Below are 23,583 nucleotides of genomic sequence, written 5' to 3' on the forward strand. Positions count from 1 at the left end.
GGTCCCCCCTCAGTGCTTGAGGATCTTGGAGAGGAAGTCCTTGGCGCGTTCGCTCTCCGGGTGGGTGAAGAAGTCCTCGGGGGTGCGGTCCTCGACCACCCGGCCGTCGGCCATGAAGACGACCCGGTTGGCCGCGGAGCGGGCGAAGCCCATCTCGTGGGTGACGACCACCATGGTCATCCCGTCCCGGGCGAGCTGCTGCATGACCTCCAGCACCTCGTTGATCATCTCCGGGTCGAGGGCCGAGGTCGGCTCGTCGAAGAGCAGGGCCTTGGGGTCCATCGCCAGGGCGCGGGCGATGGCGACGCGCTGCTGCTGACCGCCGGAGAGCTGGGCGGGGAACTTGTCGGCCTGGCTGGCGAGGCCGACCCGGTCGAGCAGTTCCCGGGCGCGGGTCTCGGCCTCCGCCTTGCCCCGCCGCCGGACCTTGATCTGGGCGAGGGAGACGTTCTGCAGCACGGTCTTGTGGGCGAAGAGGTTGAACGACTGGAAGACCATGCCCACCTCGGCGCGGAGTCCGGCGAGCGCCTTGCCCTCCTCCGGCAGGGGCCGTCCGTCGAGGAGGATCGTTCCGGACTGGATGGTCTCCAGCCGGTTGACGGTCCGGCACAGCGTGGACTTGCCCGACCCCGAAGGGCCGATGACGACGACCACCTCCCCCTTGCCGACGGTGAGGTTGATGTCCTGGAGGACATGCAGCTTCCCGTAGTACTTGTTCACGTCACGCAGTTCGATCAACGGATCGACGGCCATGCCCTGCCCTGCCCACTCTCGGCGGTCTCGGTCCGCGCAAACTATCCACGTCAATATGGGACTTAACAGACGACACGCACGTATGGGCATTAACCGTATTTCCCGGCAAGCGACCCGGGGCGGGCCCGGGGCGGACGGGGACCTCAGCCCTCGGCCGCCTCCGCGTACACCTGGGAGAGCCCGGGGGTGCCGTAGGCCGCCCAGTCGAGCCCCGCCCGCACCACGGGCACCTCCCGCCCGGAGGCGAGCCGCACCAGCGGGGTCCCGTCCGACCGGAGCCGCCAGGAGGCACCGGGCACCGTGCGGACGATCACCGTACCGAGGTAGAGCCCGGCGTCGTTACCGAGCCACGGCAGCGTCTCGGGGTCGTCGCGCCAGCTCGGGGAGAGCTGGTCGAGACCGCTCAACGAGGCCGCCGTGTCGTCGAGTTCCACCCCGGCGGCCTCCGCCTGGGAGCGCAGCAGGGCACACTCCCCGAACAGCTCGGCCACCCCCTCGGAGTCACCCTCGAACGCACTCCCGGGTCCGGGGCCCGGCCGATCACCGTGCCGGGCGCGCCATTTGTCCAGGATGTGAATCTTCATATCCGCAGCCTGACATCCCGTCCGGCCGCCGCCGGACAGCCACGCTCGGAACCGTCCGCCGGGGTGGCGGGGGCGGGGCGGCGAGGGTCGGGACCCGGGGACGGGGAGGCCGGGAGAGGTCGATGGGGCCCGTGGGGTGATACTCGGGTGAAGGCGCGTCGTACGTTGACGCGTCGGGGCGCGCTGCCTAGCGTCGGCGGGACCGCGCGGGGCGGCCGGACCCGCCGGGGGTCCGGGGCGGCCACGGCACGACCGGGCGCGGCCGGGCGCGGACACGGCGTTCGTCGTGGCCTGGTCACGGCGGGGGCGCGGCGCGGTCCCGGCCGGGCGGCGGGCCGGGGTCGTCGGGCCCGTACCGCCCGAACCGGTTCCACCGACCGCGCGGGTTCCACCGGCCGGGGAGTACGGCTCCCGGCGGACGGACGGCGGCCCGGGGAAGGCCCCGGGACGACGACAGCAGGGCAGCAGGCAGCAGGCAGCAGGCAGCAGGCAGCAGGCAGCAGGCAGCAGGCAGCAGGCAGCAGGCAGCAGGCAGGAACGACCAACGACGGCAGGCAGCAGGCGGCAGGCGGCAGGCGGCAGGCGGGAACGACGACCAACGACGGCGGGCGGCGGGCGGCGAACGACACGACAGGCATGACAGGCATCGGCACAGCACGGCACCGAGCGGAAGGAACGGCATCATGCACCGGGCGAGACGGGCCGGACGCTGGCCGACCCGGACGGCGACGGTGTTCCTCGCCGCCGTGTCCGCGATGACGCCCGCCGTGGCCCGGACGGCACCGCCCCTTCCCGAGACGGCACCGGTCCCGGCGGCGGGCGCGCCGACCGGCGGGGACGGCGTCCGTGGCACCGGGCCGCGCCCCCTGCGCCAGCTCTTCGACAACCGGGGCGTCGACGAGGACGACCGCGCCCGGCGCGCGGACTTCGACGGTGCGGGCTCCGCCCTGTCAGCGCGCGGTCTGCGGGCCGCCGGATGGACGCCGGGACGGGTCCTGAGCCTGGGCGGCGCACGGCTGACCTGGCCCCGACCGACCCGCGCAGGCTTCGACAACGTCCGGGCCGACGGCCAGTCGGTGCGGGTGCGCGGCCGGGGCGACGCGCTGGTCCTGCTGGCCGCCGGGACCCGGGGCACCGCCACCGGCACCGGCACCGTCCGCTACCGCGCCGGGGCGGACGTCCCGTTCCGGCTGACCGCGCCCGACTGGCGGACCGGCCCGCTGGCGAGGAAGGCGGTGACGGTCCCCGGGGTCCTCACCCGGTCCGGGCGGCTCCCCGAGCGGGCCCGGCTGTACCCGGTCACGGTGCCGCTGGACCCGGAGCGGGAGGTCGTCTCGGTGACCCTCCCCCGCGACCCGGGGAAACCCGACCTCCATGTGTTCGCGCTGGCCGTCCGGCCCGCCGCGAACGGCTGGACCGGCGGCTGGTCGGCCGCCACCGGCACCTACGCCCGGGTGGGTCCGTGGACCGACCGCACCCTGCGGCTGGTGACCCGGACCACGGCGGGCGGCTCCCGGGTGCGGCTGCGGTTCGAGAACACGTTCGCCCGCGAGCCGGTGCGGATCGGGGCGGCCAGCGTCGCCCTGCGGGCCGCCGGGGCGGCGGCCCGGGCCCGGCCGGTGCCGGTGACGTTCGACGGGCGGAGCGGCACCGGGGTCCCGGCCGGGGCCCGGGCGGTCAGCGATCCGGTGGACCTCGACGTCCCGCCCGGCGGCACGCTGCTGGTGAGCTTCCACCTGCCCGGCACCGTCCGGGCGGCGCCGCTGCACCGGGAGGCCGCGCACACCTCGTACGTCGGCGCGCCCGGCGGCGACCGCACCCGGGAGACGGGCGGCGCGGGGTACCCGGAGACGATCGCCTTCTGGCCGTTGCTGACCGGGGTGGACGTGCGCGGCGGCGCCGGAACGGTGGTGGTGGTCGGGGACTCGGTCACCGACGCCTCCAGCCGCACCCGTGACACCGACCGCCGCTGGACGGACCTGCTGGCCGCCCGGCTGGCCCGGCAGCGCCAGGTGCCCCGGTACGGGGTGCTCAACCAGGGGATCTCCGCCAACCGGGTCATCAGCGACCGGTACCCCGGGGACGGCGAGTCGGCGGACAACTCGGGCGTGAGCGTGCTGAGCCGACTGGACCGGGACGTCTTCGCCCAGACCTCGGCGCGGACGGTCCTCGTCTTCCAGGGCGTCAACGACCTGCGCTGGGGGGCGACCGCCGAGGAGGTCGTCGCCGGGCTGCGGGCCGTCGCCGCGCGCTCCCGGGCGCACGGGCTGCGGACGGTGGTGACGACCCTCGCCCCCTGCGGCGGGGAGCGGCGCTGCACGGCCGCCGTGGACGTCCGGCGGCGGGCCGTCAACGCGGCCCTGCGCACCGATCCGGGGCACTTCGACGCGGTCCTCGACTTCGACCGGGTGCTCCGCGATCCGGCGCGTCCGGAGCGGCTGGCGCCCGACTACGACAGCGGGGACCATCTGCATCCGAACGACCCGGGACTGGTCGCCCTGACCGACTCCGTGGACCTACCGCTCCTCGCGCCCTGACCCGGTCCGGTGCCGGGGCCCGGATGCCGTGGGCGAGGGGCCGAGGGAGAGCGCGGGGGCGGGACCGGATCAGGCCGAGGCGGTCGAGCGGGTCGGGTCAGGGGCGGACGCCGAAGCCTGGTCGGGACGGGACGGGTCAGGTCGGTCGGGGGTCAGACGTCGAGGTCGACGACGACCGGGGCGTGGTCGGAGGCGCCCTTGCCCTTGCGCTCCTCGCGGTCCACGTAGGCGTCGGAGACGGCCTTGGCGAAGGGCGCGTTCCCGTAGACCAGGTCGATCCGCATGCCCCTGTTCTTGGGGAAGCAGAGCTGGCGGTAGTCCCAGTAGGTGTAGGGGTGGTCGTATTTGAGGGGGCGCGGGACCACGTCGGACAGCCCCGTCTCCCGGAGCGCGGCGAGCGCGGCGCGCTCGGCCGGGGTGACGTGGGTGGCCCCGTCGAAGGCGGCGAGGTCCCACACGTCCTCGTCGGCGGGGGCGACGTTGTAGTCGCCGAGCACCGCGAACGGACGGTCGCCCGCCGCGTCGCCCGCGACGGCCGCCCGCAGCGCCTCGAACCACTCCAGCTTGTAGGCGTAGTGGGGGTGACCGACCTCACGGCCGTTGGGCACGTACACCGACCAGACGCGGACCGGGCCGCAGGTCGCGGAGATCGCGCGGGGCTCCTGGACGCCCTCGTACCCGGGGTCGCCGGGGAGGCCCTTGACGACGTCGTCGAGGCCGACCCGGGAGATCACCGCGACGCCGTTCCAGCGGCCGGTGGCGTGCACCGCCGCCTCGTAGCCCAGCTCCCGCAGCGCCTCGGCCGGGAACTGCGCCTCGGTGGTCTTGGCCTCCTGGAGGCACAGCACGTCCGTCCCGGTGCTCTCCAGCCAGGCCAGCAGCCGGGGGGTCCGCGCGGTGATCGAGTTCACGTTCCAGGTGGCGATACGCATGTCCCCCAACCTACCGGGCGGGTGTGACAGCCCCCGCCTTCCCGCGCGGCCTCCCGGCGGGGTCGGGCGCGCGGGAAGGACGGGAAGGACGGGAAGAGGGGCGTGCGGAGGGGCGCTACACCTCGGCGGTGGCGCCCGGCGCGAGCCGCAGGTGCGCGGTTCCCCCGAGGGCGCCGATCTGACGGTCGTAGATGGGGCGCGCCAGATCGGTGAGGAGGGCGTCGTGGACGTCGTAGGCGCGGCGCGGGGCGACCTCGCGGACGTAGTCGATGACCTCCGAGATCTTGTTCCAGGGGGCGTGCACCGGGAGCAGCAGCGTGTCCACCGGCTCGTCGGGGACGGTCAGCGCGTCCCCCGGGTGGAAGAGCGCGCCGTCCACCAGGAAGCCGACGTTCCCGACCCTCGGGATGTCCGGATGGATGACGGCGTGCCATTCGCCGTGCACCCGGACGTCGAAGCCCGCCGCCGTGAAGGCGTCGCCGTGGCCGACCACCCTGATCCGTCCCGGGTAGGCGGGCGACAGCCGCTCGGCGACCGACCGGAGCGTCCACACGGTGGTGGCCGGGTCCGCGTCCAGGGCGGCGCGGAGCCGTTCCTCGTCGAAGTGGTCGGGGTGCTCGTGGGTGACGAGGATCGCGGTGGCCCCGGTCGCCGCGTCCGCCTCGGTGAACCCGCCCGGGTCGATGACCAGGCTCTGACCGTCCTTCTCCAGCCGGACGCAGGAGTGGGTGTGCTTGGTGAGCTGCATGGGACCATCCTGGCGGGCGGCCCCGGCGGCGGCGCGCCGGGTGCGGCCCGCCGCGCGGCGCGTACCGGGCCGCCGGGCCTACTGGGGGGTGGTCTCCTCCCGGATGACCTCCTGCGCGGCCTTGAAGGCCCGGCTGGCGGCGGGCACCCCGCAGTAGACGGCGGTCTGGAGGAGGACCTCCGCGATCTCGTCGGGGGTGAGCCCGTTGCGGAGGGCGGCCCGGGTGTGGGTGGCGACCTCGTCGATGTGGCCCCCGGCGACCAGCGCGGTCAGGGCGACGGTGCTGCGGGTGCGGCGGTCGAGACCGGGCCGGTCCCAGACCTCGCCCCAGGCGTAGCGGGTGACGAAGCGCTGGAAGTCCTCGGAGAACCCGTCGGCGGCTTCCAGGGTGCGGTCCACATGGGCGTCCCCGAGGACGTCGCGGCGCACCTTGAGGCCGGTGTCGTAGCGGTCCCCGGACCGGAGCCCGCCGGACTGCTCCGCGGCGGGCGCTATGGCGGCGACCGGGACCGGGGCGGGCGGGGGCACGGCGGCGGGGGCGGCGGCCTGGGCGACCACCCGGTGCTGCCCGGTGGTGTCCACGGAGCCGCCCCAGGGCGTGGCGAAGTGCCGCACCAGCAGGTCGGTGACGGCCGCGGGCTGCTCGACCGGGGCGAGGTGCGAGGCGCCGGGGACGACGGCGAGGCGGGCGTCGGGGATCCCGGCGACCAGGGTCCGGGCCTCGGCGGGGCCGGTGACCTGGTCCTCGGAGCCGACGAGGACCAGGGTGGGCACCCCGATCCGGCCCAGCGCCGACCGCACGTCGAAGGTGGCCAGCGCCTCGCAGGCGGCGATGTAGCAGCCGGGGTCTGTGGTGCGGACCATCTGCACGGCCCACTCGGTGATCGCGGGCTGGGCGGCGGCGAAACCGGGGGTGAACCAGCGCTCGGGCGAGGAGCGGGCGATCGGGTCCAGCCCGTTGGTGCGGACGACGACGCCGCGCTGGCGGAACTCGTCGGAGGTGCCGAACCGGGGGGAGGAGGCGATCAGCGCCAGCGAGGCCACCCGGTGCGGATGGCGCAGCGCCAGGTCGAGTCCTATGGCCCCGGCGAAGGCGCAGCCCGCGAACCCGAAGCGCTGCACGCCCAGTTCGTCCAGCAGGGCGAGCAGCCGGTCCGACAGCTCGCCCACCGAGGCGGCGGGCCGGGCCGGGGCGCCGCCGTGACCCGGCAGGTCGAACCGGAGCACCCGGAGTTGACCGGAGAGTTCCGGCACCTGGCGGTCCCACATGTGCCAGGTGGTGCCGAGGGAGGGGCCGATCACCAGGGTCGGCGCGTCCTCCGGCCCGTCAACGCGGTACTGCAGGGTCTTCGTCGTCGTGTCGCTCACCCGCTCACGCTCCCATATCTCACCACCGCCCACAGGAAGGGGTCGAAAAACTCGCCAAACCTCCCCATGCGTCCGTCCGGCGGGACCTCCCCGGTTCCGCTCCGTCCGTACGTCCGGCCGTACGGACGGACCGCGGCGGTCCTGACGGCGTCGTCCACTGCGGCCGTCCCTCCCCCTGGTCGTACCCCGCCATCGACCGATCGGCTGATGCCCCGTCGAGCGCGACGGGCGATGTGCGGCGGGGGCCCGCCGCGACACCCTCGGGGCATGGCGATCGTCGAAGTCAGCGAGTTGCGCAAGACGTACGGGGAGAAGAGGGCCGTGGACGGCGTGTCCTTCACCGTGGAGGAGGGCGAGGTCTTCGGGATCCTCGGTCCCAACGGGGCGGGCAAGACCACCACCGTCGAGTGCGTGGAGGGGCTGCGGCGCCCCGACGGGGGGAGCGTCCGCGTCGCCGGGTACGACCCGGCCGCCGAACGCGACCCCGTGACCCGGATCCTGGGCGTCCAGCTCCAGGAGAGCGGACTACAGCCCAAGATCACCGTCCGTGAGGCGTTCGGGCTGTACGCCGCCTGCTACCCGGACCCCGCCGACTGGCGCGTCCTCGCCGAGCGCCTCGGGCTGACGGAGAAGCTCCGCACCCGGTTCGCGAAGCTCTCCGGCGGCCAGAAGCAGCGACTGGCCATCGCGCTCGCCCTGATCGGCAGGCCCCGGATCGTCGTCCTGGACGAGCTGACCACCGGTCTCGACCCACGGGCCCGCCGGGACACCTGGCAACTCGTCGAGGACGTCCGCGACAGCGGCGTCACCGTGCTGCTCGTCACCCACTTCATGGAGGAGGCGGACCGTCTGTGCGACCGGATAGCCCTGGTCGACAAGGGCCGGATCACCGCGCTGGACACCCCGGCCGGGCTGATCGGACGCACCACCGGCGGCACCGCGGTCTCCTTCGTCCCCTCGGCGCCGCTCGACACCCGGCTGTTGACGGCACTCCCCCCGGTCAGGTCCGTGACGCGTCAGGACGGCCGGATCGTGGTCAACGGCACCGACGAGACCGCGCACGCCGTGCTCTCCCTGCTCGCCGGACGGGGGGTCTCCGCCCACCGCCTCCGGGTCACCGGGACCACCTTGGACGACGCCTACCTCGATCTGACGGGACCCGACGCATGACCGCCCACACCCACCGCCGCGCCACCATGGTCAAGGGCGGCGCCACCGCCGCCCTCGCCGTCCTCACCGCCGAGGCCCGGCTGGTCCTGCGCGAACCCGCCTCGCTCTTCTGGGTACTGGCCTTCCCCACGGTCCTGTTGTGCGTCCTGGGCGCCGTCCCGTCCTACCGGGAGCCCAGGGACGAACTGGCCGGGCTGCGCGTCGTGGACCTGTACGTCCCGGTCACCGTCCTGGTCGCCGTGCTCATGGCCGGGCTCCAGGCCCTGCCGCCGGTGCTCACCGGCTACCGGGAGCGCGGGATCCTCCGCCGGATGTCCACCACCCCGGTGCGACCGGGCGCCCTGATCGGGGCGCAGATCGCCCTGCACGGCGTCACCGTCGGCGTCTCCGCGCTGCTCGTCCTCCTCGTGGGCCGGACGGTGTTCGACGTGGCCCTGCCCCGCCACCCCGTCGGGTTCCTGCTGGCGCTGGCCCTCGCGGTGCTGGCCGCCCTGGCGCTGGGCTCGGCCGTCTCCGCCGTCTCCCGCACCACCAGGATCGCCCAGGCGGTGGGCTCGGCGGTGTTCTTCCCGGGGATGTTCACGGCGGGCGTCTGGCTGCCGGTGGGGTCCATGCCGGACACCCTCCAGCGCGTCGTGTCCCTCACCCCGCCGGGCGCCGCCGCGCGGGCCCTGGACCAGGCGGCCGCCGGACACTGGCCGGACTGGGCCCATCTGCTGGTCATGACATCGTGGGCGGTACTGCTGATCGCCGCCGCCCGGCGCTGGTTCACCTGGGAGTGACGCGTCGATGACGATGACGGTCGAGGAGCGCTGGACGCGGTTCTTCCGGTACGGGCCGTACGCCCTGCTGGGGCTGGCCACGCTCCTCGGAGCGGTCGCCGCGCCCTCGTCGACGACCCGTCGGGAGGCGTACGCCGTGGGGGTGCTGCTGCTGGCCGCGCTGGCCCTGCAGACGTGGTGGTGCCGGGTCCTGCCGGAACTCCCGGCGGCGGCCCGGGCCGTGCGCCCCGCCGACGACGGGCGGAAGGCCGGCGGGGCGCCGGTGCCGTCCGGGGGGACCCCTGCGGCGCCACCCGGGGGAACCCGCTCGGTACCGTCCGGAGGGACCCTCGCGGTACCGTCCGGAGGGACCCTCGCCGGGCGCGTCCACTTCGTGCTGCGCACCGTTCTCGCCGCCGCCCTGACCTGGCTGAACCCCTTCTTCGCCCTCTACGCGTGCCTGGGCTACGCCGACGCCGGGCTCCTGCTGCCGCCGCGCGCCGTGCGGGCCGGGCTGGTGGCGACCGCCGTCGTCCTCGCGGGCTCCCAGTCCAGCGGGCTGCCACCGGACTCGCCGACGCGATGGGTGGCCTTCGGCGCGCTGTTCGTCTTCAACTGCGCGCTCGCCGTCGGCCTCCACCACCTCGGCGTCAAGGAGGTCGAGAAGGCCGAGGAGCGGGCCGCGACCATCGCCGCCCTGGAACGGGCCCTCGCCGAGAACGCCGCCCTGCACGCCCAACTCGTCCTCCGGGCACGGGAAGCCGGAGTCGCCGACGAGCGGCGCCGTCTCGCCGCCGAGATCCACGACACCATCGCCCAGGGCCTCACCGGCGTCATCGCCCAGCTCCAGGTCAGCGCCTCCACCCCCGACCCGGAAACGGCCCGGACGCACCTGGACCGCGCCCTGGGACTGGCCCGCGGTTCGCTGGGCGAGGCCCGGCGCTCGGTGCGGAACCTCTCCCCGGCCGCGCTGGAGCACGACACGCTCCCGCGGGCGCTGGCGAAGACCGTCACGGAGTGGTCCGGACGCACCGGGGTCACCGCCCGGTTCACCGTCACCGGCACCGAGGAGCCCCTGCACGACGAGGTCGCCGCCACCCTGCTGAGGATCGCCCAGGAGGCCCTCGCCAACACCTCCCGGCACGCCCGCGCCACCCGGGTCGGCGTCACCCTCTCCTACATGGAGGACGAGGTCACCCTGGACGTGCGCGACGACGGCCACGGCTTCGACCCGCTCGCCGCCGTGGAGCGCGCCGACGGCGGCGGCTTCGGCCTCACCGGGATGCGGGCCCGCGCCGAACGCGTCGCCGGGGCCCTCGCCGTCGAGTCGGAACCCGGTCAGGGCACCGCGATCAGCGCCCGGGTACCGTTGGTCGGCCATGGCTGACCGCACCATCACCCTGCTGATCGTCGACGACCACCCCGTCGTCCGGGACGGGCTGCGCGGCATGTTCGCCTCCGACCCCGGCTTCGACGTCCTCGGCGAGGCCGAGGGCGGCGTCGAGGCGGTGGAACTCGTCGGCCGCCTCGACCCGGACGTCGTCCTGATGGACCTGCGGATGCCAGCGGGCGGCGGGGTCCGGGCGATCGCCGAACTCACCCGGCGCGGCGCCCGCGCCAAGGTCCTCGTCCTCACCACGTACGACACCGACTCCGACACCCTCCCCGCGATCGAGGCGGGCGCCACCGGCTACCTCCTGAAGGACGCGCCCCGCGACGAGTTGTTCGGCGCGGTCCGCGCCGCCGCCGAGGGGCGCACCGTGTTGTCGCCCGCCGTCGCCTCCCGACTGGTCGACGCCGTCCGGAACCCCGCCGCCACCACGGGCAGGGCGCTCTCGGCCCGGGAGCGCGAGGTGCTCGCCCTGGTCGCCAAGGGCACCTCGAACCGCGGGATCGCCCGGGAGCTCTTCATCAGCGAGGCCACCGTCAAGACCCATCTCACGCATCTGTACGGGAAGTTGGGGGTGCGGGACCGGGCCGCCGCGGTGGCCGTGGCGTACGACCACGGCATCCTGGGGTGAGCCCGGCCCCCGTGGTCGGGACGGCACCGGTCCGGCGCGAGGCTGACGGTCTTCCCGCCTCTGTGCCGGGAGGACGCGCCCGGTCCGCGCGGGGAACGCGGACCGGGCGCGTGCCGACCGGGCGGCCCGGGGGGCTCAGACCACGGTGACCGGGTGCCGGACGATCGCGTCGAACAGGTACCCCTGGGTGTTGTGGGGGGTGCTGACCGGCTGGACGCGGCCCGTGGTGTCGGTGGCGCGGACCAGCAGGGTGGCCGGGCCGGGGGCGGTGGGGCACCAGTCGGCGCGCCAGCGGACCCAGCCCGCGCGGCGGGGCGGGTCGAGCAGCCGGGCGGGGCGCCAGCGCTGACCGCCGTCGGTGCTGGTCTCGACCCGGACCACCCCGCCCGCGCCGGACCAGGAGCGCCCGGTGATCCGGTGCCGCTCGCCCGCCCGGAGCGTGGCGTTCCAGGGCAGTTCCACCGCCGACTTGAGGGTCTGACGGGTGAGCGGGGCACTGCCCTCGGCGGGGTGGCCGGGGCCCCAGAGCCGGTAGGAGGAGGTGTTCCAGGGGGAGTAGAGCGGGTCCGTGGACACCTCGACGTCCCCGACCCACTTGACGGAGGCGATCCCTATCCAGGACGGCACCACCACCCGGACCGGGGCGCCGTGGTCGGGCGGCAGCGGCTCGCCGTTCATCTCGTACGCGAGGAGGACGTCGTCCAGGGCCTTGGCGACGGGCAGCGGACGGCGGACCCGGCCCAGGGACGAACCGTCGGGCGTGGTGTACGGGTCGTCGAGGCCACGGGGCTGGACGTCCACCGCGTCGGACCGCAGTCCCGCCCGGCGCAGCACGTCGGCCAGCCGGACCCCGCGCCACTGGGCCGCCCCGATCGCGCCGAGCGTCCACGCCGTACCGGAGACGGGCTGGCCCTGCTGGGTGGCGAACAGGCTCCGGCCGTTGCCCGCGCACTCGATGACCGCGCCCCGGGTGACGGCGGGCAGGGCCCGCAGATCGTCGAGGCCGAACTCGACCGGCCCGCCGCGCAGTCCGTTCCCCCAGACCGTCAGGGACCAGGCGTCCGGGTCGAGGACGGGGGTGCTGGTGTGGTTGCGGACGAAGAACCGTTCGACGGGGGTGTCGTAGCCGGTGTCCGCCAGCGCCTCGAACCTGGTCTCGGCGTTGGTGCCACGGAGGGTGAACCACTCGGGCGGCAGCGGTTTGAGGATGCCGCCCGCCGCCTGCGCGGGGGTGGCGCCGAGCGGACTCCCGGCGGGCAGGGCCGTGGACAGTCCGGTGGGCAGCGCGCCCAGGGCGGCCGACGCGCCGAGCAGCCGGAGCAGATCGCGCCGGGCGACCCCCTCGGCACGGGCCCGTCCGGCGAGCCATTGCCGCAGACGACGGCGGTCGTACACGTGCTCGGGGGTCTGGGGGGTGGGAGGCATGGGTTCCTCAGGAGTCGGGGGTTCAGGAGTCGGGGCGTACAGGAGTTCAGGAGTCGGGGCTGGGGTTCGGGGTTTCGGAGAGGGCGGGGGGTTCGGGGGCGCCTGAGGGCCTCGCCTCAGGCGCTGGAGCGTTCGGGTCCGGGACCCGGATACGAGCCCACCAGGGCCGGGGGCGCGGGAACGGTCGCGGCGGCGGACGGGCAGGCGCGGGAGCGCGGGCCGGTTCCGTTTCGGGGGCCGTGGCGGGATCGCTTGCCGGTGCCGCGCGGTGCGGTGCGCCGGGGGCGGCCCGGACGGCCGCCCGGGGACGGACACGTCGTGGGGCCGGAATCGCTATCCGGAGCCGGGGGCCGTGCCGTGGGTCAACAACAGCCGTGCGTGGGGAGGGCGCGACGGGTCGGGGCCGGGTGTCCGGGGCGGGGGGCCATGGGCGTCATGCTACGGCGGGCGGGTGCGCCACGGCGCGGGTTCGACGGGTTCGGCCGTTCGAAGGATTCAACGACTGGGGGAAGTTGACGGTGCGTCACTCTTTGGGGGCGCGCCCCGGCCCCTGGACGGTCGGCGCGCGTCAGGCGGGCGCGAGGGCGGTGACGGGGTCCGCCGCCGGGGTGCCGCGCGGCCACCAGTCGTCCTGGCCGCGCTCCGACTCGTAGGCGTACCAGAGGCCGTCGCGGCCGAGCCGGAGCTGGAGGTGTCCGCGCGGGTGGGTGAGGTGGTTGCGGACGGGGCGGAACGCGGGGAGTCCGGCGGCGAGGAGGGCGGGGCGGGCCCGGTCGAAGCGGCCGGCGGGCGGGTCCCAGGGCTCTTCGAGGACGGCGAGAGCGGCGGCGCCGCCCTGCCGCCAGGCGGCCGCCGCCCGGCGCAGTTCTCCCGTGGTGCGGCCGGTGGCCCCGGCGAGCGAGGCGTACAGGGCACGGGTCGCCGCCGTGAGTCCGGAGCCGGGGCGGCTCGCGGCGATGCGCACGGCGTCCTGCCAGGGCGTCAGCCCGGCGAAGGGGTCCCGGCCGGTGGTGAGCAGGGCGTGGGCGCGGGCCGCCGCGTCGGTCGCCAGCTGGTCCAGGGCGAAGGGGTCGGGGCCGTCCGGGCGCGACGGACGGGCCGGGGGCGGCCCGGGGTGCGCCGGAACCGGCAGCGGTGGCGGAAGGGCGGGCAGGGTGCACGGGGCGAGGGCGGTACGGGCCCGTACGCCCGGGAACGGGGGCGCGGGCTCGGTGCCGTCCGTGGCGCGGGCGGCGCCGCGACGGGCGAGTTCGGTCCGTAGCGCGTCCTCGGCACGGCCGCGCAGCCGCAACAGGACGAACGGGTCGGCGTCGAGGAGCCGCGCGGTCGCGTGGCAGAGGGCGGCGGTGTGCGGGCAGGGCGCCACCGGGTCGGCGCAGCCGCAGGACGGGACGAGGTCGCCCGGCCCGGGGAGCGGGCCGGGTCCGTTCCCCCCGGCGAGCGCGATCGGCACGTCCCCGTCGAGCAGCGCGGCCAGTTGGCCGGGGTGGGCGGCGGCGGTGTCCAGGAAGGCGTCCCACTGCTCGTCGGTGAGGACGCGCAGCCGCAGTTGGGCGCGGTAGGGGCGGGGGCGGTCGCCCCGTACGTAGGCGAGCGCCCGGCCGGGGGTGACGCCGACCGTCCCGACGGCTCCGGTGGCCTCGTACGCCAGACCGGCACGCAGCCGCCCGGGGTCGAGTCCGCCGTCCTCCAGGGCGCGGAGCCAGGCGGCTCCCCAGCCTTCGGCGACCGGAGCGGCCGAAGCCGCCGCGGTGGCGGCCATGGGGGTGGGGGACGGGGACACGGCCGGGGCCGCCAGGGTGTCCGGTGCGGGTGCGGCCGATGCGGGGCCCGGGGCTAGTGGGACCGACACGGGGGCCAGTGCGGGTGGGACCGGCGTGGCGGGCGTGGTGGCTCGCAGGGTGGGTGGGACTGGCGCGGCGGGCGTGGTCGGTCGCGGTGCGGCGGAGGTGGAGGGGGCGGGGGTGCGGGTGAGCGCGGGCGGTTCCGGTGGCTCCGGTACGGCGTCGGCCTCCGGTGGGACACGGTCGGCTCGGGGGTCCGGAGACGGGTCCGGGGCCGGGGGCTCCTGAACCAGCCCCGGCTCCTGGAACCGGGGCTCCTGGAGCCGGGACGCGGCCGTGGGGAGCGGAGACGGGCCGGGGGCGGTGGTCCCCGTGGGTCCAGCGGCCTCGGTCTCGTCGGCCCCCTTGAGGCCAGCGGGCTCGGGGACCCCCTCGAAGCCGGTGGGGGTGGCCCCTCCCGCGCGGTCGGCAGGGCCGGTGGGCGCGGCGGACCGGCGGGCCAGGGCCGAGCGCAGGGCGCGGCGGGCGACGTCACCGGGGCGGGCCGGGGCGGCGCCGGCCGTCGGGGCGGACGGCGCGGTCGGGCCGTCCGTGGTCTTCGGAACCGCCGGGGTCTTCGGGGTCTTCGGGGTCTTCGGGGGCCCGGGGGCGGGCGCCGGTTCCGGAGCGGGTCCGGCGGTGGCCGTGGGCGCGGGCGGGGCGGCCGGGGCGGTCTCGCCGGTGGTGGCAGCGGCCAGGGCCCGGGCGCGCCGGGCCGCGTGCAGCGCCTGCCGGGCCGCCTCGGAGGGGCGGCGGGCGGCGGGCGTGCCCGTGGGTTCACCGGCGCGGGTGGTCGTCGCCTCGGTCACACGGGCCTCCGGAGCGCCACCAGGTCCGTCAGTTCCCGGTCGGTCAGGGTGGTGAAGGCCGTCAGCGAGGACGGATCGGAGCCGAGGACGGCGTCCGCGAGGGCCCGCTTGGCCGCGAGGAGGTCGGAGACGCGGTCCTCGACCGTGCCCTCCGCGATCAGCCGGTGCACCTGGACCGGCTGGGTCTGGCCGATGCGGTGGGCGCGGTCCGTGGCCTGTTCCTCCACGGCCGGGTTCCACCAGCGGTCGAAGTGGATCACATGGCCCGCCCGGGTGAGGTTGAGCCCGGTGCCCGCCGCCTTGAGGGAGAGCACCAGGACCGGGGTGGACCCTTCCTGGAAGCGGTCGACCAGGCGTTCCCGCTCGGGGACGGGGGTGCCGCCGTGCAGCAGTTCGGCGGGGACGGCGCGGTCGGCGAGATGGGCGCGGATGAGCCGGGCCATCGTCGCGTACTGGGTGAAGACCAGCGCCGAGCCGTCCTCCGCGAGGACGGTGTCCAGGAGTTCGTCCAGCAGGTCGAGCTTGCCGGAGCGCCCGGCCAGTCGGGGGCGCGGGCCGCCGGGCTCCTCCTTGAGGTAGAGCGCGGGGTGGTCGCAGACCTGTTTGAGGGAGGTGAGCAGCTTGAGGACCAGGCCCCGGCGGGCGATGCCCGCCGCGCCCTCGATGGCCAGCAGGGACTCCCGGACGACCGCCTCGTACAGGGCGGCCTGTTCGCGGGTGAGCGGGACGGGGTGGTCCGTCTCGGTCTTGGGCGGCAGCTCGGGGACGATCCCGGGGTCGGACTTGCGGCGGCGCAGCAGGAACGGGCGGACGAGCCTGGCCAGCCGTTCGACCGCCTCGGTGTCGGCGGGGGCGGCGGGCGGGCGGTCCCCCTCGCGCCGGGGGGACGGGTCGCCGGGGCGGGCCGGTCCGGCGGGGGCGGTGGGGTCGTGGGCGGTCTCCAGGGCGTGCAGCGCGACCGTGGCGCTGGTGGCGTTCTCCACGGCGCGGGCGTGCCGGGCCCGGAAGGAGGGCAGCGGGCCGAGGAGTCCGGGTGTCGTCCAGTCGAGGAGCGCCCACAGTTCGGAGAGGTTGTTCTCGACGGGGGTTCCGGTGAGCGCCACCCGGGCCGGGGCGGGGATGGTCCGCAGGGCCTTGGCGGTGGCGGAGTACGGGTTCTTGACGTGCTGGGCCTCGTCCGCGACGACCAGGCCCCAGGGCAGCTCGGCGAGCCGGGCGGCGGTGGAGCGCATGGTGCCGTAGGTGGTGAGGACGAAGCCGCCGGGGAGGTCGGCCGGGTCGGGCAGCACCCGGCTTCCGCCGTGGAAGCGGTGGACGGGGACACCGGGCGCGAAGCGGGTGATCTCGCGCTGCCAGTTGCCGAGCAGGGAGGCGGGGCAGACCACCAGGGTGGGTTCGGGGCGGGCCCGTCGCAGATGGAGGGCGATGAGGGTCACCGTCTTGCCGAGGCCCATGTCGTCCGCGAGGCAGCCGCCGAGGCCGAGGGAGGTCATCAGGTCGAGCCAGGCGAGGCCCTCGCGCTGGTAGTCGCGGAGCCGGGCGCGCAGTCCGGGCGGCGGTTCGACCGGGGGGACCCCGCGCAGCAGGCGGTCCCGGAGTTCGGCGAGGGCGCCCGTGGGGACGGCCTCGACCTCCTCGCCGTCGACCTCGGCGGTGCCGCTGAGGGCGGTGGCCAGGGCGTCCACCGGGTCGAGCAGGCCCAGCTCGCGCTTGCGGGCCTTGCGGACGACCTCCGGGTCGACGACGACCCACTGGTCGCGCAGCCGCACCACGGGACGGTGGGCCTCGGCGAGGGCGTCCATCTCGGCCTCGGTGAGCGGATCGCCGCCGAGGGCGACCTGCCAGCGGAACCGGAGGAGGTGCGCGCCCTCGAAGAAGGGGGAGCCGTCCGTCGCCGAGCCGGGGGCGGCGTGCACCACGGCGCTGGCGGTGAGGTCCCGGGCGAGGTCGCGGGGCCAGTGGACGGCCACGCCCGCCGCGCCGAGGCGCTGGGCGGCCACGCCGAGCAGGTCCGTCAGCTCGTCCTCGGAGAGCGCGAGCACATCGGGGACCCGTTGGTCGGTGAGGCGGTCCAGCGGTGGCCAGATCCGGGCCGCGCGGCGGACGGCGAGGGCGGCGTCCACCCGGGCGCGGGGGCCGAACGCGGGGTCGGCGGCGCCCGCCCAGAGGGTCGCCGCGTCCACCACCAGGGTGGGGTCGGCGAGGCTGTGCACCTGGACGACGGCGGCGCCCGCGCGGCGCTCCCGGGCCGTTCCGGCGGGACCGACGGAGGCACCGGCCCCGCCGGGGGCACCGGATCCACCGGGGGTCTCCGGCGCGTCGGCGTGGTCGAAGACGCGGGCGGCGGAGAGGTCCAGGCGCAGCGAGATCCGTACGCCCGCGTCGGCGCCCGCCGCGACCTCGGCCGCCCAGTCGCGGGCGTGCGGCAGGTGCTGGGGCTCCCGGGCCGCGTAGGGGGCGCCGTGGGCGTACGGGGCGGCGGGGGTGCGCGGGAGGGTGTCGGCGACGGCGTCGAGGAACGCCCGGACCAGGTCCTCGGGGCGGGGCAGCTCCAGGGGGCCGCGGCCGGGCAGCGGGGTGGCGTGGCCCTCGGGGGGCAGGGCGGCGGCGACGGCCCGCAGCTGGGCCAGTTCGGCGGGCTCCAGCGGGCCCGCGCGCCAGGCGTCGTGGGCGTCGGGGGTGAGGCCGGGCAGGACGCGGCCCCGGGCCACCAGGCGCAGGGCCAGCAGCGCGGCGGCTCCCCAGCAGGCGGTGGCGGGGTGGACGCCGGGCCGGCCGTGGGCGTGGACCAGCGGGGGCAGGGCCTCGGCGAGGGTGAGGAACCGGGCGGGGACGGTGGCACTGCGGACCCCGGGACCGTGCGGCCGGACCACGGTCAGCTCCCCGGGCTCGCCGGGCGGACCGGACCCCTCGGGCGGAGCGGGGTCGTCGCCGTCCGTCCCGGACGCCGGGTTCCGGGGCTCCCCCGGCTTTCCGGCCCCGGTTGCTCCGGCCCGCCCGGTCTCCCCCGTCGGGTCCCAGAAGGCCATCCGGCCCTCGCGCGGCGGATCGCCGGGCAGGAAGACCGCGGCCAGTCGTGACAGGCGCATCCCGCCGCTCACCTCCTCGCTCGTCGCGTCGGCCGGTCGTCTTCGACTGTACGGCCGGGGTCTGACAACGGGGTCGCACGGGCGGTCGCGGGCCGTGGGGCACGGCCGCGGACCGGGGCGGGCGGGCCGGGTCGGGCCGGGTCCCACGGGGATCGCGCGGGCGACGGGGGCGCGCTCCGGTCCCGGACGGGCGCCGTTCCGCTCAGGCCGCGCGGGCGGCGGGAGGGCGCGGCACCGCACGGTGCGGGCACGGGAGCGGCCGGGCGCGGAAAGGGACGCGGCGCGGGCGGGACGGCGCGGTGGGCCCGGGAGGGGCGGCACGGCGCACGCCGAGGACGGGAACGGCGCGGGGCCGGCCGGGAACGGGGATTCAGGGCGTGGTGGAGGAGACCAGGTACACCATGGGGTGGTCCGGGTCGGAGCGGTTCACCACGATGTCGTGGGAGGGGAGCGGGTCCTCCTGGTCGCGCCGGAGGCCGTACCAGGGGCCCTCGCCGGAGAAGTCCCAGCCGACGACCTTCCGGTCCCGGTCGCTGATGGGCAGCTCGCCCGCGCGCAGCTTGTCGCTGTGGAACCCGAGCCGGGTCAGGAACCGGTCGAGGCCCTCGTTGCTGGTCAGGAACTGGGTGTAGAGACGGCTGGTCTTCCAGTTGTTGGTCTCGTAGTGGGCGACCTCCGCGGACCAGGCCGGGATGGGCACCTCGTACAGCCGCCGCTGGACCTTGGAGGGCCAGCCCTCGGTGAGGCCGGTCGCGGAGTACTTGGCGGCCTTGTCGCGACCGCTGTCGCGGCTCTGGGCGGCGGAGATCACCAGGTATCCGGCGGGGACGCCGATCAGCAGCAGGATGGTCAGCAGGGTCAGCGCGCGGCGGCGGATCGTCCGGCCGCGGCCCCCGGGGCGTGACTCCTGGTCGGGGGGCGCGGCCTGGCGGGGCACGGTCGGCATGGTTCAGGTTCCCTGGGAGGCGCGGCGGGACCGCGCGTACCTCTCGTAGCGTTCGTGGCGCTCGACCCGGCGGCGGTTGGCGCGCCGGAAGCGGCGGGCGACCAGCCGGGCGAGGTCGGCCGCTCCGACCATACCCGCCTCGGGGCCGAGCTGGGCGCGGGCGATGCGGGCCTCGGGACGGTAGCCCCGGCCGGTGAGGTGGCGGCCGAAGGACTCCCGGGCGGGGCCGATGAGCAGGTCGTCGGCGGCGCTGACGCCGCCGCCGATGACGAAGCAGGACGGGTCGAGGGCGGCGGCCAGATTGGCGATGCCGACGCCGAGCCACTGGCCGATGTCCCGGAGCAGTTCGACGCACATGGCGTCGCCCTCGCGGGCCAGTTCGGTGATCAGGGGGCCGGTGATCTCGGGGATGTTGCCCTTGACCCGCTCGATGATCTCGTAGGCGACCGGGGAGTCCGCGGAGGCCAGTTCGCGGGCCTCGCGGACCAGGGCGTTGCCGGAGCTGTACTGCTCCCAGCAGCCCCGGTTGCCGCAGGCGCAGCGGTGGCCACCGGGGACGACCTGCATATGACCGAACTCACCCGCGACGCCGTACTTGCCCCGCTTGACCTGACCGTCCTCCAGGATGGCGCCGCCGATGCCGGTACCGAGGGTGATCATGACGAGGTGGTCCTCGCCCCGTCCGGCGCCGAACCGCCACTCGGCCCAGGCGGCGGTGTTGGCGTCGTTGTCGACCATCACGGGCACCGCGAGGCGGGAGGAGATCCGGTCGCGGAGGGGTTCGTTGCGCCAGGAGAGGTGGGGGGCGAACAGGACCCGGTTGCGGTCGGCGTCCACCCAGCCCGCGGCGCCGATGCCGACGGCGTGCACGTCGTGCCGGTCGGAGAGGTCCAGGACCAGTTCGACGATGGTGTCCTCGACGACCTTGGGGCTCTTGGACTTGTCGGGGGTCTCGGTGCGGACCTTCTCCAGGATGGTGCCGTCGGCGTCCACGACGCCCGCCATGACCTTCGTCCCGCCGATGTCGATGCCGACGGTCGGCACCCGGGGCGCGGCCAGCAGGGAGCGGCGTTCGCGGGTGCCCACGGTCCGCAGGACGGTGGCCCGCGCGGTGCCGCGGTGCGCGAGGTCGCGGTAAGTGCTCATCGGGCCGATTCTGCCTCACGGGCGCCCCGTGCCGCACACGCCGGGGCCGGGGCCCGCGCCGCCGTCGCCCGGAGCGGGACGGCGGCGCGGCGGGGGGACGTCAGCGGGTGGGGTGTCCGCCGAGGTGGGTGGGGGCGGGGGCGCGCTCCAGTTCGTGGCGGAGGTCGTCCAGCTCGTTGCCGCCCGCCATCTGACGGGTGAGGTCGTCCAGGGTGATCGCGTCCCGGGCGTGGCTGCCCGCCATCGAACCCCGCTTCAGCAGCACGAACCGGTCCCCGACCAGGTAGGCGTGGTGGGGGTTGTGGGTGATGAGGACGACGCCCAGTCCGGCGTCCCGGGCGGCGGCCACGTACTTGAGGACGACGCCGGACTGCTTGACGCCGAGGGCGGCGGTGGGTTCGTCGAGGACGAGGACCCGGGCTCCGAGGTAGACCGCGCGGGCGATGGCGACGCACTGGCGTTCGCCGCCGGAGAGGGTGCCGATGGGCTGGTCGACGTCCCGGAGGTCGATGCCCATGCGCAGCAGTTCCGCGTGGGCGGTGGCGCGCATCCGGGCGGTGTCGAGCCGCCGGAAGGGGCCGGAGCCCCGGGTCAGCTCGGAGCCGAGGAAGAAGTTGCGCCAGACGGGCATCAGCGGGACGACGGCGAGGTCCTGGTAGACGGTGGCGATGCCCCGGTCGAGGGCTTCGCGCGGGGAGGCGAGGCGGCTCTTCTCACCGGCGATCCACAGGGTGCCCTCGTCGTGCCGGTGCAACCCCGCGATGATCTTGATGAGGGTGGACTTGCCCGCGCCGTTGTCCCCGAGCACACAGGTGATCTCCCCCGCGCGCACCTCCAGGGAGACGCCCTCCAGGGCCCGGATGGTGCCGTAGTGCTTGCCGACGCCGTCCAGACGGACCAGGGGGACCTCCCCGGGTTCCCCGGGCCCGCCGGGCTCCGCCGCGTCCCCGGCGCCGTCTCCGGCGCCCTTCCCGGAGGGCCCGACGGCGGGTCCGGAAGCGGCCGGGGCCGGTCCGGAAGCCTCCGGGGCGGGCTCGGGGGCGTCCGGGGCGGGGGTGGCGTCCTCGGCTCCAGGGGTCATGTCGTGGCCTCCGCGCGCTTGCGGACCCAGGCGTTCAGCAGGGTCGCCAGAAGGAGCATCGCTCCCAGGAAGAACTTGAACCAGTCGGGGTTCCACTCGGCGAAGACGATGCCCTTGCTGGTCATGCCGAAGATCAGGGCGCCGACCGCCGAGCCGATGGCGGAACCGTAGCCGCCGGTGATCAGACAGCCGCCGATGACGGCCGCGATGATGTAGATCAGCTCGTTGCCGACGCCCTCGCCGGACTGGACGACGTCGAACGAGAACAGCAGGTGCTGTCCGGCGATCCAGGCGCCGAACGCCACGCCCATGTAGAGGCCGATCTTGGTCGCCGTGACGGGGACGCCGACCGCGCGGGCCGCGTCCCGGCCGCCGCCGACCGCGAAGATCCAGTTGCCGGCGCGGGTGCGCAGCAGGACCCAGGTGGCGAGGGCGACCAGGGCGAACCACCACAGGATGGTGATCTTGAAGTCGACGCCGCCGACGGTGAGCGTGGAGGCGAAGACGGCCCGGGCCGAGGGGAAGCCCTCCATGTCGGCGATCGACTTGGTGGAGACGGTGCCGCTGATCAGTTTGGTGAAGCCGAGGTTCAGCCCGGTCAGCATCAGGAAGGTGCCGAGCGTGATGATGAAGCTGGGCAGCCCGGTGCGGGTCAGCAGGACCCCGTTGAACACCCCGATCGCCAGGGTCACCAGCAGGGACACCCCGACGCCCACCCAGACGTTGGCGGTCATCTGGTAGCTGAACATCGAGGACACCAGCGCGGAGCTGGTGACCAGCACCCCCGCCGACAGGTCGAACTCGCCGCCGATCATCAGCAGCGCCACCGGCACCGCCATGATCCCGATGACGGACGCCGCGTAGAGGACGGTGCTCAGGCTGGAGACGCGCAGGAAGCTGTCGGCGACGACCGCGAAGAAGAGGAAGACCGCGAGCGCCCCGACGACCGAACCCAGCTCGGGGCGGCCCAGCAGGGTGCGCAGCGGCGAGCGGCGGGCCGGTCGGCCGGCGGCACCGGCACCGGCGTCGCCCGGGGCGGGGGCGGGCGCGGCGGCGGTCATCGGGTCCCCCGCTTGGCGTAGTCCTCCAGCTCGGCCGCCTGGTCCTTGGTGACGATCTGCGGGCCGGTCAGCACGGGTCCGCCGCCGCCGAGGACGTCGGCGTTGTACTTGTAGAGCCACAGCAGGTCGACGGCCTCGTACCCCTGGAGGTAGGGCTGCTGGTCGACCGCGAAGCCGAGGGTGCCGTCCCCGAGGGCGGCGGCGACGGAGGCGTTCAGGTCGAAGGTGTCGATCTCGGCCCGGCTGTCCGCGTCCCGCTTCGCCTTGACCGCGGTGGCCGCGAACGGCGCGCCGAGGGTGACGACCGCGTCGACGTCCCGGTCGGCCTGGAGCTTGGAGACGATCGACGCCTGGACGTCGGGCATGTTGGTGCCGTCGACGTAGAGGTTCTCCAGCTTCCCGTCGAAGGTCTTCCGGGCGCCCTCGCAGCGCTGCTCGTGGCCGACGTTGCCCTGTTCGTGCAGGACGCACACGGCCTTCTGGTGGCCGCGCTCGTTGAGTTCGGTGCCGACGGCCTCGCCCGCGACCGTCTCGTCCTGGCCGACGTGGGTGAGGGCGCCGAACTCCTTGGACTCGGCGGAGCCGGAGTTGATGGTGATCACCGGGATGCCGGCGGCGCGGGCGCGCGCCACGGCGGCCTTCATCGCGGCGGGCTTGGCGAGGGTAACGATCAGTCCGTCGACCTTCTTGTCCACGGCGGCGTCCACCAGCTGGGCCTGCTGCTGGGCCTCGTCGTGGTGCGAGTACAGGAAGTTGATGTTGTCCTTGGCGGCGGCCTCCTTGGCCCCCTTCTGCACGATGTCCCAGAAGGTGTCGCCGTCACCCGAGTGCGTCACCATCGCGAAGGTCCAGCGGGGGGTGCTGACGGCGGCCTTCCCCCGCGCGGCGGCGGCCTCGCGGGCCTCCTCGGCCCGCTTGCCACCGGTGCTGGAGCAGCCCGTGAGCGCCACGGCCAGCGTCACCGCCAGCGCGGCTCCCGCCATCCGTACCCCTGTCCGTACCCTTGCCACGAACCCGTGCCCTTCCTGCCGTGCTCCCCGGTGCGCCGGGACCGGAGCACCGGTCCCGGGGGTCGGTTTTGCGACCCGGAACGCTCCAGTATCGGCCACGGAGCCGGTGCGGACGCTCCTGGGGTGCCGTGCGCGGGCCGCTCGCCCGGCGGTGACGGGGGGTGTGCGCATACGGGGACCGCCCTCTCCTGTCCGGCCGCCGGAGCGCGGCTGGGGGTGTTCCGGCGGCTGTGGGTGTTCTAGCGGTGGCGCCGACACGCGTCAATGACGGCGGCCCCCGCTCCCGGCGCGGCGGGGACCGCCCCGCCGTCCGGCGGCG

Annotated in this window: 18 protein-coding genes; 5 read left to right on the forward strand and 13 right to left on the reverse strand. The window is 75.6% G+C overall.

The annotated features are described in order from the left end of the window. Nucleotides 1-9: 9 nt before the first annotated feature. Nucleotides 10-753: an amino acid ABC transporter ATP-binding protein gene (locus ACVWNX_RS05445; protein ID WP_454412723.1), complete on the reverse strand. Its 744-nt coding sequence runs from the start codon at nucleotides 751-753 to the stop codon at nucleotides 10-12. A 143-nt stretch (nucleotides 754-896) separates the two neighbouring features. Further along, nucleotides 897-1,337, reverse strand: coding sequence for a DUF6278 family protein (locus tag ACVWNX_RS05450; RefSeq protein ID WP_454412724.1), 441 nt, complete (start codon nucleotides 1,335-1,337; stop codon nucleotides 897-899). A gap of 683 nt (nucleotides 1,338-2,020) precedes the next feature. Here ACVWNX_RS05450 and ACVWNX_RS05455 point away from each other — a divergent pair. Next, nucleotides 2,021-3,874 carry a GDSL-type esterase/lipase family protein gene (locus ACVWNX_RS05455; protein ID WP_454412725.1) on the forward strand — a complete coding sequence of 618 codons (1,854 nt, stop codon included), beginning with the start codon at nucleotides 2,021-2,023 and terminating at the stop codon, nucleotides 3,872-3,874. Between the two features lie 152 nt (nucleotides 3,875-4,026). On the opposite strand, the gene ACVWNX_RS05460 is transcribed toward ACVWNX_RS05455, so the two are convergent. The 3 genes from ACVWNX_RS05460 to pcaDC form a co-directional block, all read right to left on the reverse strand. Beyond that, nucleotides 4,027-4,806 carry an exodeoxyribonuclease III gene (locus ACVWNX_RS05460; protein ID WP_454412726.1) on the reverse strand — a complete coding sequence of 260 codons (780 nt, stop codon included), beginning with the start codon at nucleotides 4,804-4,806 and terminating at the stop codon, nucleotides 4,027-4,029. 115 nt (nucleotides 4,807-4,921) lie between these two features. After that, complete coding sequence (locus ACVWNX_RS05465; RefSeq protein WP_454412727.1) at nucleotides 4,922-5,554, reverse strand: MBL fold metallo-hydrolase; 633 nt, start codon at nucleotides 5,552-5,554, stop codon at nucleotides 4,922-4,924. Between the two features lie 78 nt (nucleotides 5,555-5,632). Beyond that, on the reverse strand, nucleotides 5,633-6,922 hold the full coding sequence (gene pcaDC / locus ACVWNX_RS05470; protein WP_454412728.1) for a bifunctional 3-oxoadipate enol-lactonase/4-carboxymuconolactone decarboxylase PcaDC: 1,290 nt from the start codon (nucleotides 6,920-6,922) through the stop codon (nucleotides 5,633-5,635). Nucleotides 6,923-7,189: 267 nt separating this feature from the next. Here pcaDC and ACVWNX_RS05475 point away from each other — a divergent pair, with 267 nt between their 5' ends. From ACVWNX_RS05475 to ACVWNX_RS05490, 4 genes are read left to right on the forward strand one after another with little or no spacing between them, the layout of a single operon-like run. Next, the gene (locus ACVWNX_RS05475) at nucleotides 7,190-8,092 is read left to right on the forward strand and encodes an ABC transporter ATP-binding protein (protein ID WP_454412729.1); all 903 of its coding nucleotides are present in this window, start codon (nucleotides 7,190-7,192) and stop codon (nucleotides 8,090-8,092) included. Continuing rightward, nucleotides 8,089-8,874 carry an ABC transporter permease gene (locus ACVWNX_RS05480; protein WP_454412730.1) on the forward strand — a complete coding sequence of 262 codons (786 nt, stop codon included), beginning with the start codon at nucleotides 8,089-8,091 and terminating at the stop codon, nucleotides 8,872-8,874. The genes ACVWNX_RS05475 and ACVWNX_RS05480 overlap by 4 nt, the downstream gene beginning before the upstream one ends. A 7-nt stretch (nucleotides 8,875-8,881) precedes the next feature. Further along, on the forward strand, nucleotides 8,882-10,240 hold the full coding sequence (locus ACVWNX_RS05485) for a sensor histidine kinase (RefSeq protein WP_454412731.1): 1,359 nt from the start codon (nucleotides 8,882-8,884) through the stop codon (nucleotides 10,238-10,240). After that, on the forward strand, nucleotides 10,233-10,874 hold the full coding sequence (locus tag ACVWNX_RS05490; protein WP_454412732.1) for a response regulator: 642 nt from the start codon (nucleotides 10,233-10,235) through the stop codon (nucleotides 10,872-10,874). The genes ACVWNX_RS05485 and ACVWNX_RS05490 overlap by 8 nt, the downstream gene beginning before the upstream one ends. Before the next feature lie 135 nt (nucleotides 10,875-11,009). On the opposite strand, the gene ACVWNX_RS05495 is transcribed toward ACVWNX_RS05490, so the two are convergent. The 8 genes from ACVWNX_RS05495 to ACVWNX_RS05530 form a co-directional block, all read right to left on the reverse strand. Continuing rightward, complete coding sequence (locus ACVWNX_RS05495) at nucleotides 11,010-12,299, reverse strand: sulfite oxidase (protein WP_454412733.1); 1,290 nt, start codon at nucleotides 12,297-12,299, stop codon at nucleotides 11,010-11,012. A 568-nt stretch (nucleotides 12,300-12,867) separates the two neighbouring features. Further along, nucleotides 12,868-14,931 (reverse strand): SWIM zinc finger family protein, encoded by a 2,064-nt coding sequence (locus ACVWNX_RS05500; protein WP_454412734.1) that lies wholly within the window; start codon nucleotides 14,929-14,931, stop codon nucleotides 12,868-12,870. Further along, the gene (locus ACVWNX_RS05505) at nucleotides 14,928-18,020 is read right to left on the reverse strand and encodes a DEAD/DEAH box helicase (protein WP_454412735.1); all 3,093 of its coding nucleotides are present in this window, start codon (nucleotides 18,018-18,020) and stop codon (nucleotides 14,928-14,930) included. The genes ACVWNX_RS05500 and ACVWNX_RS05505 overlap by 4 nt, the downstream gene beginning before the upstream one ends. 370 nt (nucleotides 18,021-18,390) lie before the next feature. Then, nucleotides 18,391-18,966, reverse strand: coding sequence for a sugar kinase (locus ACVWNX_RS05510; protein ID WP_454412736.1), 576 nt, complete (start codon nucleotides 18,964-18,966; stop codon nucleotides 18,391-18,393). Nucleotides 18,967-18,969: 3 nt separating this feature from the next. Continuing rightward, the gene (locus ACVWNX_RS05515; RefSeq protein WP_454412737.1) at nucleotides 18,970-20,112 is read right to left on the reverse strand and encodes an ROK family glucokinase; all 1,143 of its coding nucleotides are present in this window, start codon (nucleotides 20,110-20,112) and stop codon (nucleotides 18,970-18,972) included. A gap of 100 nt (nucleotides 20,113-20,212) precedes the next feature. After that, the gene (locus ACVWNX_RS05520) at nucleotides 20,213-21,193 is read right to left on the reverse strand and encodes an ATP-binding cassette domain-containing protein (protein WP_454412738.1); all 981 of its coding nucleotides are present in this window, start codon (nucleotides 21,191-21,193) and stop codon (nucleotides 20,213-20,215) included. Then, a complete protein-coding gene (locus ACVWNX_RS05525) occupies nucleotides 21,190-22,254 on the reverse strand; it encodes an ABC transporter permease (RefSeq protein ID WP_454412739.1) in 1,065 nt (354 codons plus the stop codon). Before ACVWNX_RS05525 ends, ACVWNX_RS05520 begins: the two co-directional genes overlap by 4 nt. Further along, entirely contained in the window at nucleotides 22,251-23,264 is a 1,014-nt protein-coding gene (locus tag ACVWNX_RS05530; protein ID WP_454412740.1) for a sugar ABC transporter substrate-binding protein, read from the reverse strand. Before ACVWNX_RS05530 ends, ACVWNX_RS05525 begins: the two co-directional genes overlap by 4 nt. Between the last annotated feature and the right edge of the window lie 319 nt (nucleotides 23,265-23,583).

It is taken from the genome of Streptomyces sp. JNUCC 64 (assembly GCF_054484115.1).

Bases quoted from the DNA above. Each gene is read 5' to 3' on its own strand.
- ACVWNX_RS05445 (WP_454412723.1), bottom strand. From the start codon at position 753: ATGGCCGTCGATCCGTTGATCGAACTGCGTGACGTGAACAAGTACTAC.
- ACVWNX_RS05450 (WP_454412724.1), bottom strand. From the start codon at position 1,337: ATGAAGATTCACATCCTGGACAAATGGCGCGCCCGGCACGGTGATCGG.
- ACVWNX_RS05455 (WP_454412725.1), top strand. From the start codon at position 2,021: ATGCACCGGGCGAGACGGGCCGGACGCTGGCCGACCCGGACGGCGACG.
- ACVWNX_RS05460 (WP_454412726.1), bottom strand. From the start codon at position 4,806: ATGCGTATCGCCACCTGGAACGTGAACTCGATCACCGCGCGGACCCCC.
- ACVWNX_RS05465 (WP_454412727.1), bottom strand. From the start codon at position 5,554: ATGCAGCTCACCAAGCACACCCACTCCTGCGTCCGGCTGGAGAAGGAC.
- ACVWNX_RS05475 (WP_454412729.1), top strand. From the start codon at position 7,190: ATGGCGATCGTCGAAGTCAGCGAGTTGCGCAAGACGTACGGGGAGAAG.
- ACVWNX_RS05480 (WP_454412730.1), top strand. From the start codon at position 8,089: ATGACCGCCCACACCCACCGCCGCGCCACCATGGTCAAGGGCGGCGCC.
- ACVWNX_RS05485 (WP_454412731.1), top strand. From the start codon at position 8,882: ATGACGATGACGGTCGAGGAGCGCTGGACGCGGTTCTTCCGGTACGGG.
- ACVWNX_RS05490 (WP_454412732.1), top strand. From the start codon at position 10,233: ATGGCTGACCGCACCATCACCCTGCTGATCGTCGACGACCACCCCGTC.
- ACVWNX_RS05495 (WP_454412733.1), bottom strand. From the start codon at position 12,299: ATGCCTCCCACCCCCCAGACCCCCGAGCACGTGTACGACCGCCGTCGT.
- ACVWNX_RS05505 (WP_454412735.1), bottom strand. From the start codon at position 18,020: ATGCGCCTGTCACGACTGGCCGCGGTCTTCCTGCCCGGCGATCCGCCG.
- ACVWNX_RS05510 (WP_454412736.1), bottom strand. From the start codon at position 18,966: ATGCCGACCGTGCCCCGCCAGGCCGCGCCCCCCGACCAGGAGTCACGC.
- ACVWNX_RS05515 (WP_454412737.1), bottom strand. From the start codon at position 20,112: ATGAGCACTTACCGCGACCTCGCGCACCGCGGCACCGCGCGGGCCACC.
- ACVWNX_RS05520 (WP_454412738.1), bottom strand. From the start codon at position 21,193: ATGACCCCTGGAGCCGAGGACGCCACCCCCGCCCCGGACGCCCCCGAG.
- ACVWNX_RS05525 (WP_454412739.1), bottom strand. From the start codon at position 22,254: ATGACCGCCGCCGCGCCCGCCCCCGCCCCGGGCGACGCCGGTGCCGGT.